General features: G+C 56.0%; 10 protein-coding genes. 6 read left to right on the top strand and 4 right to left on the bottom strand.

Annotation, left to right across the window (positions count from 1 at the left end):
• Window positions 1-76: 76 nt before the first annotated feature.
• The 3 genes from E2L06_RS20235 to E2L06_RS20225 form a co-directional block, all read right to left on the bottom strand.
• Window positions 77-1,513 (bottom strand): hypothetical protein, encoded by a 1,437-nt coding sequence (locus E2L06_RS20235; RefSeq protein WP_138783335.1) that lies wholly within the window; start codon window positions 1,511-1,513, stop codon window positions 77-79.
• A 184-nt stretch (window positions 1,514-1,697) separates the two neighbouring features.
• Window positions 1,698-2,474 (bottom strand): hypothetical protein, encoded by a 777-nt coding sequence (locus E2L06_RS20230; protein ID WP_138783334.1) that lies wholly within the window; start codon window positions 2,472-2,474, stop codon window positions 1,698-1,700.
• A 216-nt stretch (window positions 2,475-2,690) separates the two neighbouring features.
• Complete coding sequence (locus E2L06_RS20225) at window positions 2,691-3,803, bottom strand: DNA cytosine methyltransferase (RefSeq protein WP_138783333.1); 1,113 nt, start codon at window positions 3,801-3,803, stop codon at window positions 2,691-2,693.
• 215 nt (window positions 3,804-4,018) lie between these two features.
• On the opposite strand from E2L06_RS20225, the gene E2L06_RS20220 reads away from it, so the two are divergent.
• The 5 genes from E2L06_RS20220 to E2L06_RS20200 all read left to right on the top strand — a co-directional run bounded on the left by E2L06_RS20220 (window position 4,019) and on the right by E2L06_RS20200 (window position 9,590).
• Complete coding sequence (locus E2L06_RS20220) at window positions 4,019-5,917, top strand: hypothetical protein (RefSeq protein ID WP_138783332.1); 1,899 nt, start codon at window positions 4,019-4,021, stop codon at window positions 5,915-5,917.
• 2 nt (window positions 5,918-5,919) lie between these two features.
• A complete protein-coding gene (locus E2L06_RS20215) occupies window positions 5,920-6,948 on the top strand; it encodes a hypothetical protein (protein ID WP_138783331.1) in 1,029 nt (342 codons plus the stop codon).
• A 1-nt stretch (window position 6,949) separates the two neighbouring features.
• Window positions 6,950-7,645 (top strand): DUF6339 family protein, encoded by a 696-nt coding sequence (locus E2L06_RS20210; RefSeq protein WP_138783330.1) that lies wholly within the window; start codon window positions 6,950-6,952, stop codon window positions 7,643-7,645.
• A 157-nt stretch (window positions 7,646-7,802) separates the two neighbouring features.
• Window positions 7,803-8,768 carry a hypothetical protein gene (locus tag E2L06_RS20205; protein WP_283241377.1) on the top strand — a complete coding sequence of 322 codons (966 nt, stop codon included), beginning with the start codon at window positions 7,803-7,805 and terminating at the stop codon, window positions 8,766-8,768.
• 165 nt (window positions 8,769-8,933) lie between these two features.
• A complete protein-coding gene (locus tag E2L06_RS20200; protein ID WP_138783328.1) occupies window positions 8,934-9,590 on the top strand; it encodes a ribonuclease H-like domain-containing protein in 657 nt (218 codons plus the stop codon).
• A gap of 313 nt (window positions 9,591-9,903) precedes the next feature.
• Here E2L06_RS20200 and E2L06_RS20195 read toward each other — a convergent pair whose 3' ends face one another.
• Window positions 9,904-10,719 (bottom strand): IS5 family transposase, encoded by an 816-nt coding sequence (locus E2L06_RS20195; protein ID WP_138783316.1) that lies wholly within the window; start codon window positions 10,717-10,719, stop codon window positions 9,904-9,906.
• Window positions 10,720-10,930: 211 nt separating this feature from the next.
• On the opposite strand from E2L06_RS20195, the gene E2L06_RS20190 reads away from it, so the two are divergent.
• The gene (locus E2L06_RS20190; RefSeq protein WP_138783327.1) at window positions 10,931-11,626 is read left to right on the top strand and encodes a PD-(D/E)XK nuclease family protein; all 696 of its coding nucleotides are present in this window, start codon (window positions 10,931-10,933) and stop codon (window positions 11,624-11,626) included.
• Window positions 11,627-12,031: the final 405 nt, after the last annotated feature.

The following is a 12,031-nucleotide window of genomic DNA, read 5'->3' as shown; positions in this document are numbered from 1 at the left end:
ATAAATATTTGTTATTCATATAGATAGGGAATTAGCAGACGGCGTAACGAGCCAGCGGCGCAGTGTCAGACCGGCATCAAAACTGATCGGTCGGTGGATGGCCAGTCGTGAGATAGTGAGCACCGAGAAGGTCATACCGAATCTCGGAACGTTCCCGCGACCGCTTGGCCGACTCCGTACTCAAATCGGGAAGTGGCGCAATAGAAAAAAGCATCTCTGAGCCGTAGGTGCTTTCTAGTGAAAACAACCGGCTCGTCGGTGTTTCGGTCGTTCCGATGTAGGTGAGGCGTCGCTCCCACCGTAGGGTATTGTCTTGACGTGTCCAAACACGGAACGCGCAGGCATCGGGCATCTCGATTATTGCACGGTCGGCGAGCGGACGAGGTTCCGTCCACTTGAGTCCCATCCAGCCCGGGTTCGTCGCTGCTCGCCACCCAGCCCAACTTGGCACCGGATACGAGTTCTCTTCCGAGCTGGATTCCAGAACGGCACAGGGGTCGACACCAGGAGAGGGTGTGTCTGCGAGCGGGGTCCGGTTGAGCTGAACGCTCGGTGTCCACCCGATCTCGCGTCGGCATACTGCAATAAGTGTCGCCTCGAGCGCTCGGCGATGGCGTCGGTTGGCAGCGATCGGTGGGGTCGCAACAGACACTTCCAAATTGCCATCGAGTGCGGTTGCGATCTGCCAGAGGCCGGTCGTCGCGTCGTGATTCCCGCCATCGGGACAGTTCTGCGCGGTAAGTCCATCTGCGAGGCCGAGCCCGACTCGACTTCGAATACCACCGTCTGCTCCCGTTTCCCCGATGTACAAGAGTCCAGGGATAGCCGTGTGGCGAACACGATACACACCGGGGTCGTGTGGAAGGTCGTCAAGGAGCTGGTCGCGGTCGTGTAATGAGAGCCACGGCGACCAATTAGCCCCCAGCCAGTCCGGGGAGAGTGGATCCACAACGCGATGGGTTAGATGGCAGTGTGGGATATCGAGTGCTCTCGTGGCATCGACAACGCGCCGAGTTGCTCGGTTGACGGCCGCTAAATCGGTCCGCACGAGGGGCTCGGAAATCGAGAGAATGTTTGCGATCGCCGCCAGACTACGGGCTTGATGGTCGAGTGCCCACACGGTCGCTCGCCGGCTCGACACCGACATTCGCTCGAGAAGGGTGTGGATGTCGTCAATCGCGGCAGCGGGAAACTCGGGACAGGAAACGACAAAGCCGGGACCACAATCGGTGAGCGATTCAGGCGTGGCATTGCTGACGTGTCGGTCGTGGGCAGTGGCGATCACATCACGGCCGACCGCGGTAAGCCCGAGTTCCTCGGCGACCACATCCCAGTACGGGTCGGCATCGGCGCGGAGGTAGAGGTGACCACCCTCGTCAACGCCAACGGGAGTTGGGTCAAAGCCAGTGACGAGGGTTTCGAGCGGAGCGAGCTCTGGTGTTGTCTCGAAATCGCGGAGGATGTGCGCGGCGTGGGAAGCAGGGACGTCGTACTGTGCGGCGACATCTTGCACGATAGCACGAGGGAGTGGTGTACCGGCAAAGGGATCACCCGCGTGCGATCGAATCCTATCTCTATCTTGATAGAGTCGATTCGAGTCCCCACCCATCAGCGTATACGGTAACTCGAGACATCTGATTATTTGATTGTGTCGACTCGACAAAGTACGACATAAGAGATACGAGAATGATGGCGTGCTATTCGAACTCGCCGAGTTGGCGGTTCGCCTCGGCGCGGCGTTTGTTTGTCATCTCCTTGTCGTAGTTCGAATAATCAACACGGTCTTCAGAGATGCCGCTTTCGTCCTCGTAGGTCATAATCCACGCACGAAGGAGATAGTAAATGTATGGGGCGGGGATAACGTTTTTTGCAAGGTGGGCCTTGGGATAAGGACCAGAGGCGTAGTTTTTCGCAGCGGCCCACCACTCCTTTGATCGTTCGGAGAAGAAAAACGAAGATGTCTCCGCATTCTCGGACGGGCCATCACTCGTGAGGAGGAGGCGTTCACGAGGCGGGTGAGGTACGTCGAACGACGTTTCGAAGCCGCGTTCGTACTCGATCGGGAGGCCAAACATCCGGCCGTTCAGCACGACCGGATCTTCGAGCGGGGCGCGTGGGACGTTCTCAATAATGTGGTGCTCGCAATATTTTTCGGCGATCTGGCGTGCGCTCGGGATCATGTTATCGTGGTCCTCGGGATCGCCAGAGATACTCGTTGTTGCTGCCCACGCTGAGCAGACGGGGTGGAAAACGCCCAGATCAAAGGTGACATCCTCTTTGAACGGAAGGCCCCAGTCTTTCTCCTCAATGTGGGCATCCGCTTTAATCGGCGCGCTATCGTTCGTGTCTCGAGGATCAATGCCGACGCGGACAACGGTACCGAAGTCGTTGAGAACCTCGCACTCTGTGCCGTAGTCGGCAAAGCAGTGGAGGATCAAGGGTTCGTCGCGATCCTCGGTGAAGGGAAAACTCACAGATGACCACCCGCAGACGGTTCGGCGACCGAGCTACCGACAGAAGGAGATTCGGTAGCGTGAACCGGAAGTTGGTCGATATAGATATTCACTGTAGGGCCAGTTTGGTATGGCGCTGAATAAATGTCCCTATCCGAAAGTGGGTGGCCAGGCGGCTGAGAGAAAGGTGAGTAAAATACTGTAGTGGTAGGGAATGAGATCACTTCAAAAGATTAGTCAGTCGTCAGCAACGGTAGTTTCAGTTGCGGTGGCAGTGGCGTTGACATGGTCAAGAATGCCTTTGCCGATGTATTCGCCGAGGCGTGGGGGAACGGCGTTGCCGATGAGGCGGCCGAGATTGCTGACGCCGACATCATCCCAGTTGTCATAAAAGTCGTAGTCTTCCGGGAACGTCTGGAGGAGGGCACCCTCGAGGAGAGAAAGAGCACGATCTTGATCGGTGTCGTAGTGGCCGAAGCGACCGCTGCCGTAGTTGTAAAATTGGGTTGTTATCGTGGGTGCGGGCTCATCGGGCCGCATTCGGCTGTAGGGTGCAGTGTATGAGCGGCCGCTCGCCTTCTTGTGACAGTCGGCGAGGAGGTGGTCAAGGTCTTTCTCTTCCCAGAGGTGCCAGTCGCCGCCGGGTTCCATATGGCGGATTCGCTCAAGGTTTTTGTCCGAGAGTTGTCGAGATCTGTGTATGTCAAGATCGGGATCAACGTCACCAGCAGCAAGTGGCGGAAGATAGTCAATGGTCTCCTTGACAGTAGGGTAGTTATCTGGATCCTGGATGGGGGGATCAGGAAGGGCAATCGGACCGCGTTTGGACGCCATGACAACCCAGCGTTTCCGGTTCTGAGGGATATCGTATTCGGGGCAGTAGACTTTCTTGTTCTCGTCGCTATTCACGTGGTAGCCGAGGTTATCTAAATGGTCAATAAACTCTGTATAGACGTCATCTTTGCGGACCTGGAGGACGTTCTCAGTGACAACGACATCAGGTTCGACATAGTCAACGATCTTCTTGACATCGTTAAGAAGTCCCCATTTTTGATGATCTTCGTGGCTCTTGCCTTTGGAATGACTCATCGTAGAGTACGGCTGACAAGGGGCACAGGCAGCGAGCACGTCTAAGTCGGAGTCCCAGGGAAACATACGGGCGACACGCTCGGGATCCTGTGAGAGCGGCAAGACATCAGTGTGGACGTAATCCCCCTCAATATTCTGTTTGTACGCATGCTTGCAGTCTGGGTCGCGATCAACACCTTTAACAACCGAGATGCCAGCTTCCTGAAGGCCGTAACTAAGGCCCCCAGCGCCGCAGAAAAGATCGACCGCCGTGATTTTCATATGCCTTCCTCATTCGCAACGTCATATAAGTATTCGCAGACGAGACGACAACCAGTCAGCCACAGCGGCCCCGGAAGCGGACAACTATCTGAATAGAGATGGGAATGAGAAAATCAATATAACCCTCCCATCATGGTGATTGTGAGCGTACAAAGCTCGTAATAGTAATACTGATTAGGTGCACTTAATGTTGTACAAATATACCGGTTTTTGATATGGATCAGAGGCGAGATCAACTATTTGACGCAGCTGAGTGGTACTTCTTCAGCGGTGGACCAGGAGCACCACGGTACGGAGACGACCCGACAAAACACGCAGTTGACCATGACGCAGAAGCATTCGTTCGGGAGGTGCTACAGAACGCGAACGACCAGGGTCTCTCAAATGGCGATCCAGTCGAGGTGACGTTCCGGTTCATTACACTCACCGGCGACGAGAAAGACGAATTTCTGGACGCGCTTGGCTGGGGCGACGATCTCAACCACCGGCTAGAGTCGATCGCACACTCAGACCAGGGACGTGGATACGATCGCGTGCTCGAGCGCATGCACAACCCGGAAGCAGAACTTCGGTTGCTGGTCGTCGAAGATCGGAACACGACTGGTCTCTCCGGGGCATGGGAGGAGGATTCGAACTACGCCGCGCTCGTTCGCGACGAACTTTATAGTAGCAAACAGGAGGATACCGCAGGCGGTTCATACGGACTCGGGAAATCCGTTCTCTGGACGTTCTCAGGAACATCAACAGTCATATTTAATTCGTATCTCGACCACGGCACGCAGGCAGACGAGTCGCCACGACTCATCGCCCGGTCAAAGCTCCCTACTCACGAAGTCCGGGGTGATAATACAACTTATCAGGGAGCCGGATGGCTCTGTCACCCGACCGAGACGGAGGATGGACCACGGCCGGAATCGCTCTGGGGTGATGAAGCAGCCCGACTTGCCGACCGACTGCACGTTGATCGCCCTGCGACCAGCGGAACAAGCGCCATGGTCGTTGAATTCCGAGATCCGACACGGGACGACCGCCCCGACATTGACGAGCTCGCCCAAGAATTCGTCGAGGCCTCGGTGAAGTACTTCTGGCCGGCCATCTACCGTGGTGACCTGAAAGTTACTGTCGAAACCGCCGAGGAGACCCTCAAAGCCGATGTGAACAGTGTCCCGGCGATTCGACCGTTTGTCGAGTGTTACGCCCAACGGTTCACGGACTCCGAATCGCTTGACGACCCCGGAGATGTCGCTGGACTCGATATCCCGGTACGGTTGCCCCCACGTGCTGACGGGACGGAAACACCGGACGGATCGGTGCGCCTGGCGACCCGACTGGCATCACCAGCCGACGACGACACGTACCTCAACACCATCGCGCTCTTCCGTGGGGCCGGAATGGTCGTGAAGTACTACGACCAAAGTCGAGTCGCGTACTCCGACCGGAACTTCCATGGCGTGCTCGCAACCGGGGAAGCACGCCTCGAACACAATCTCACGGAAGGGGATCTGGAAATCGATCGATTCCTCCGGTTTGCCGAGCCACCCGAGCACGACGAGTGGGAGTCGACGGAGAACCTCCGCAAGCAGTACCAACGAGGATTCCGAACCGCCCTTGACGACATGTTCGGGACGGTCCGAGACGGCCTCCGCCATCTGATCGCGAAGAGTACGAGCACGGACACGCTCTCCGATAACGTCTTGAACCGCTTCCCGATTCATGGTGACGGCGTGCCACGATCGACGGCGTCCTCAGCGGAACCAGTGTTCGAGATCGATAGCTCATCGCGATTCACCGGCGATCGGTGGTCGTTCTCCGGACGGATCTCGGTTCTTGCCGAGGAGTTCGACGGCTGGTCGGCCGAGCTCTCACTTACGGGAATCGGGGAAGATGGTTCCAGGTACGACGTCGTGCCGGTTGAGGAGTTGGACGTCGATGTCGACGGTGTGACGACAGCCTTCGAAGACGGGATAGTGCGCATAAACGCCAACGAGCACGTCACCAATGCCACGTTCGAGGGGCGATCGCATTCAACTGGCGATGGAGACTTGCTAAGTGGTGATGTCGGCGAAACACAACTCGAGATCCGGGCGGAGCTCGAGACGCCCGCGGAGAAATGACCATGACCCGTTCACAACGCTACCGCAGTACCTCGCTTCCATTCAGCTATCGTGAGAAAGGCGTACAGTTCTCGTTGGAGACGTACTCGATCGACGACCAAGATCCAGCTCCGCTAGACCTGAAACCAGGGCAGACCGAGATCGATCTTGCTGGCGAACTTCCGCCGCCGGCAGACGATGCGGTAGCTGACTGGCAGACGGTGGCACTCGAGGGCCAACTCTACATCTCAGAAGAGACTGTTGATGCGGTGTTTCCTGATGAGGAACGAGATTGCCCACCGGCGAAACTCTACGTCACAATCCGGTGTCACGAAACTATCTACCGTGATCGCGTTGTCGTCTCCGACGCGCCAACCACGCCAGGAACGTACGACGTTGAGATACCAATTCGGAAAGAGAAGGTCCGCGGGACGGTAGAGCTCCGCCCGTATCTCGTTCGCACCACCAGACGAGATGGCGACGGCAAGTACGCGGCACGGAAGAACTTCCGTGTCGCAAGCGGTACGATCTACAGCATTGTTGTCGACCGGCCGGAAGACGAAGAACCACCAGCGATCGACGGGGAACGCGTAAATTTCTCGCAGACGACACACTTACCGGATGGCGACAAACTCTATTACCTTGACTTCAGGAACGAGAAGCGTCCGAAGCTCTGGATCAACGCCGATCACCCCCGAATCACAGAAGTCCTGCAGAGCCGCGGATCGGTCGGAGCAGAAGCGCGAATGCGAGACGTCATCCTTGACCAGGTCAGTTACGGTGTCTGGATGCAACTCCTAATTCGAGCCGGAGCTGCCATCGATAGCGATGGAGACGTTGAGTACGAGTGGCAACAGACGGTATTGAAGACATTCGCACGTAACATGTACGATATCGATGATTTAGAAGAAGCGACACACAGACTGCGAGAAGATCTCGAGAGTTCGGAGACATTACCGTACATGATGCAGCGGCTTGACGGTGAACTTCAGGAGTTCATCAATCCGCGCGACCAGTTGATTAACCTCATGGAGGAAGGCCTCCAGATTTAGAATGAGTGAGTCAGAAACACTTCATCGGTTGACCGAAGAGGGGCGGCGCTTGGTTGGTCAGTCCTTCCTCAAAGGGGAGACAACGCTCAATGCTGACGACGTAGCGGAGTATATCGAGCCGATGCCAGGCGAGCCGAAAGCGAATCTCGGCCGCGTTGACGAGGTCGTCGATTCAGTACTTGAAGAGTACTCCGAGTACGATACGGCGATTGACGGGGCGCTCGCCGAAGAAATTCATCGCAATCTCCACATCACGCGCCGAACAGCGGGCGACCCGGGCTTGTGGCATTGGCTGGCTATCGTCCGCTACCCCGATCTCGTTCGTCATCGGTGGGAATATCGATCAGAAGAGGCGATGCGGGAGAAGTTCCTCGGTGCCGGATCTGACCTCTATTCGAACGCTCTTCACCGCTTGTGGTGGATCGCGGAGTTAACTGCTCGCGATGACGAATACGAGATTACGGACGCGGTGTTCGCAAATCAGACGATGGTCAATAAAGTGTTTGACCGATGGTTCGCGCGATATCGTCCCGCGGTTATCGCAATGTGTGATGAGCTTGCCGATGAACGGTCCCAGGTTATTGAGGAGGTGACACGCCGATTCAACCATGCGTTGACCAATGTCCAGCTTGAAGGTCTCTCAGAACGGGAGGCTCGAGAGTTGATTCAGCGACTGATAACCGAAGCACACGAGTAAGAACCAGACAACAACCGAGATCTTCTTCCGCTCAATCTACTGACGGTGTTGTTCGAACAAGGACTCAGTTTTTCTGCGCCAAAGTGGGCCGAGGCGCACACTCGTGTGCCTCAAGACCACGAATGAGTACAGAATGTGAAAGGCAAGTAGAATACGGTTGTGTCGTTGTCCCGGTGAATTACAGTACGACGGAGAACGATTACAACAGGTCGATATGATTCTGAAACGAGGCCTGAACTGGGAATATCTCGTAGAAGAATCGTCGGAGACGCACCTCCGAGGGCAGCTTGATCTCCAGCAACAACTCCAACGGCAAGGCGTAACCCCGAAGAGATTCGAGTGTAGGTACGACGAACTCTCCACCGAAACGCGTCTTAACAAAATTCTGCTAGACGGGCTCCACAGACTGCGTCCACTCGTCACCAGCAGTTCGGTCCGGAGTGACGTGAATCGGTACTACGGACGACTACAACAGTACGTCTCGTACGAGCGGATGTCACTCCGCGATATCGAGAGTGTCTCACTGACCCGCCTGAACGAGTACTACGATAACGCTCTTCGGCTCGCGAAATTGATCTTCGAGCAGGCGTTCGTGGCTGATCTCGGTGGACGCAATCGACGCATCCAGTCATTGCTGATCGACATGGAGAGCACGTTCGAGAGAGTCGTGTATCGGGCGGTGAAGGCAGTCGTCGATACGGAGTACTACGACGTTCGGAACGATTCGATCGGCCATCTCTCTCAGTCAGAATCGGGAATCGGACACCTCTCCATGTATCCGGACTTCTGGATACAAAATCGAGAGGAGGACGTCGTCTTGGTTGGTGACACGAAGTGGAAGACGGGCACGGAGCCGAGTCGGGACAACTTCTACCAGATTGCTGCCTACCAAGCCAAATACGGCACCCCAGGGGTGTTAGTTTACCCAGACGTAGCTGGGGAGATGACGGATACTTACACGTACGCGACGGGGAGCGGAACGGACGCAGGTAGAGGAGAGCTATGGTCGATCGAAATCGAACCGGGAGAGGAGGCGAGCTACGATCAGTTCGTACAGACTGTCGAAGCGACGATTCGAGACAACCTCCCCCAGTCGCTCGTGAAGTCCGAAGCTCTACCGTAACGAGGGGAGGGCTCGATCGAGGATTGGTGACCTGACCCCGATTCGACTGAACGCCTCGAGACCGATCAGTTGGCCGTTGGGGCTATTCTGGTAGTCGAGACTGTGTCTTTTAATTCCACTCCAGTGGCAGTAGTTTAAATATGTTCTTTATCCAATAAGTAGTGGATGCAATACGATCGCGACGGCTTCGGATACGACCAGATTACCACGCTAGACATCGAGACCACCCACTGGAAAGCAGCCGAAGGCGAGACAGTCTCGGTCGGTGTCGCCGTCCACGATAGAGACGGTGGCGACCTGTCGTACGAACCGTTCCATCGAACTGGCGACGACGAAGCAGATGTGATCACCCGCGCACTCGATTACGTCAGCGATTGTGGGGCCGATGCCCTGGTTTCTTACAACGGACGCGATTTCGATCTCGAGTTCCTCACCGACCGACTGTACCGACTGGGTGCCGAGAACGCCGTCTCCCAGGCTGCACTCGACCCGCACATCAATCTGCTCGCCGACCGGAAAGCCGTCTGTGATCGAACTGGCGAGAAGTGGCCTTCACTCGAGGAGTGTCTGGCTGCCTATGTTTTCGACGAACCTGTGACAAAGTGGAACGGCCATTCAGTGACCAACGAACGTTTCGGCGAAGAACTCGGTCCTGCGTATCTCGAGGCCGTCACCAGCGGTGACGAAGAACGGGCTGAAACGCTCCGGGAGGTGATTGATCACTACCTCGTGACCGACCTCGAGGCGAACTTGGCTATCTATTACCGCGATATCGGAGACGAGTTCAATCCACAGTATCTCGGCACGCGACGGTCGTTCTGAACACGTCTAATCACACGGCGATTATATTCCGTCGTCTCGGGTTCTTCGACGACCGTTGCAACCTGTTGGCTGGGTCGATGGGTGGTTCATCTCCTTCCTCCTATGCCTTGTTGAACGCAAGACAGCGTCGGGTGGGGTTGCTGATCTACAATTTCACGGCGTTAGAGACGACTTTTCGACCTCAGAAGATGCAGTAGCTGTCACTCACAGCGATTGCTGATGAGTCAAAACTATGGTACCTTGCTCCGTTGTTCCGGTGACGACGGCGATGCTTCTCCCGGATACGTCCGGAGAAGGGGAGCAGGCGGCGAGCCTAACTCGCCGCCTGCGTCAGGTTATGCACGATGCACTTGCGAGTCAGCTCCCGGAACTGGCCGTGCCAGCTCCGGGAGCGCAGCTTCTCGCCGTCGTCTTCCTTCAACTGCGAGAAGCCTGTCTCACTCATCCAGCGCTGGTTGTAGTCATCGTTCATTCGGGCGTTGTGGGCCTTCTGCAACGGTGTCTGCTCCCTGTGCTTGATCAACGGTCGCGTTGACTCGGAGCGACACTCCTCACGGAGGTCGCTCCACGAGTAGTTCGCGTCAGCAGACAACACACGCAGGTCTTCCGCATTCCGGCGGAAGACCTGCATCCCGATGTGGCCGTCCCAGGCCTTCTGCGTCGTAAAATGAACGTCCTTGATCGCCAGTGAGTTCACGTCGATCAAGATCGTTGTCTTCATCGACTGGAATGAGTAGTTCGCTCGGTCGCGGTAGTGGTAGCTGGTTTGATCGCGCTGGAAGCCACTTGCATCAATCGCAGCTTCACCACTCCAGCCCGCCTGCTCCGCGCTTCGGCGGAGCAGGCGGCGGAGTTCACGCATCCGATACTCGTCTTCCCACCGGCAGAACGAACTGTAGTGCGGTGCCTCGTCGAGATCGAATACAGCAAGAACACCTGGCATCTCGTTGAGGTAGTCTTCAGTTTCACGGAGGCTCTTCTCCAGTTCGACGCGGAACAGAATTAACGCGATCTGTGTCCACTTGGCGTACCCGTCCGCGCCGTCCGGCGCGGCGGGTACGTCCGGATTGTCAACGTGCTGTTTGGCAAGGTCTCGACACATTCGCGCTAGCCGTCTGAGCGATGCCATATCGCCAGACGGCGTCCATTTCCCAGTTAATCTGACGGAAGATAACCGTGAGAGCGTCTGAGGCTGTCGTCATTCGGCGGCAAAACAAGGCATCCTCCTACCAACGACACACCACTGTCAGAATCGATCCCGCGGAGAAAACGGACCTGTGTCATAGGCATAATGTCTCACCGAACAGCCTTTTTCTCGTCTTAGCTCGAACAGAATCGGTATGGGCAGCGAGGTGGCCGACGTCGAACCGATCAAAGTATCGACGCTCGCCGAGTTCGAATGGGACCCCGTCGACGCCTATATCGAACACCTGAAAGAGATCAACGATCCGCGAGTCGAGTCGAAAGCGAAGGAGTCGCCAGCGTTAGAAGCAGGTGAGGAATTACACGGCAGCTCGTTCGGGTTGCTGGTGACGCCGAAGGCCGAAGATACGGGACGACAGATTCTCGAGAAAATGCGTGTCGAGCGGGTCACGGCGATCAACCATGGCGACTATCAGATACAGGGGGCACCCGACGAGGTCGTCCTTAAGGGCGATTCTGTCCGAGTCGAAGACCTGAAAACGACGAATTGGGACGACAGAGAGTTTTGGGAAACGCACCAACTCCCTCCAGCCGCCCTCCAGTTGCGGATCTATAGCTGGATGCTCTCTCACGTCCCCGACGTCTCCGTTGAGGATCCCGTGGTACACGTAAAGCGCCGCGAGGATGGCGAGGCAGTCGACTGGTTCACACACGAAGTCAACTTCGACTACGACGAGACAGAACAGCAAATCGATCGTGTATTGTCACTCTTCGAGAGGCCGGCAGAGCTGTGGAATCGTCGGTCCCATGCCGAGTGGAAGGCTGACTACTGGCCCGAGTACAGAGAGCTCGGACTCGTTGAGGATAACCAACGCACGTTAGACGATTTCTGAAAACGAAGGTTACTACAACATTGCTGCACAGTTGGTGGTGGTTTCTCGATAAGAATCGCCGACTCGTATGAAGATGCCACATTTCTGAATGGATATTCATACTACCAACTAACCCGAAATTCTATATTGTATCAATGGTCATATCCTGTAGTGTCTACAGGTAGCGATACGGATTCTAGTCCCGTGTGGTGGTTCGAAGACGTTCCGTGTGGACGCACGCGGAAGCAAGGGCTGATTCAAAAGAAGACGTTCAGTCGTGATTTGGAGACGTTCGTTCGTGAGATCCTCCAAAACTCGGTAGATGCACGTGACGACCCGAGTGAACCGGTAGAGGTAACGTTTCGCCTACGTGAGTTCGACGATAGAACGGCTTTCGACGAGGCCATACAGTGGAACGATCTATAC

The sequence above is a fragment of the Haloterrigena sp. H1 genome, from assembly GCF_005938085.1.
Taxonomy (GTDB): domain Archaea; phylum Halobacteriota; class Halobacteria; order Halobacteriales; family Natrialbaceae; genus Natrinema.
Note: the sequence above shows the minus strand (reverse complement) of the source record. Positions and strands in the feature narration are given on the sequence as shown.

Coding starts and splice junctions, on each gene's coding strand:
- E2L06_RS20225 (WP_138783333.1), bottom strand. CDS start 3,803: ATGAAAATCACGGCGGTCGATCTTTTCTGCGGCGCTGGGGGCCTTAGT.
- E2L06_RS20220 (WP_138783332.1), top strand. CDS start 4,019: ATGGATCAGAGGCGAGATCAACTATTTGACGCAGCTGAGTGGTACTTC.
- E2L06_RS20215 (WP_138783331.1), top strand. CDS start 5,920: ATGACCCGTTCACAACGCTACCGCAGTACCTCGCTTCCATTCAGCTAT.
- E2L06_RS20210 (WP_138783330.1), top strand. CDS start 6,950: ATGAGTGAGTCAGAAACACTTCATCGGTTGACCGAAGAGGGGCGGCGC.
- E2L06_RS20200 (WP_138783328.1), top strand. CDS start 8,934: ATGCAATACGATCGCGACGGCTTCGGATACGACCAGATTACCACGCTA.
- E2L06_RS20195 (WP_138783316.1), bottom strand. CDS start 10,719: ATGGCATCGCTCAGACGGCTAGCGCGAATGTGTCGAGACCTTGCCAAA.
- E2L06_RS20190 (WP_138783327.1), top strand. CDS start 10,931: ATGGGCAGCGAGGTGGCCGACGTCGAACCGATCAAAGTATCGACGCTC.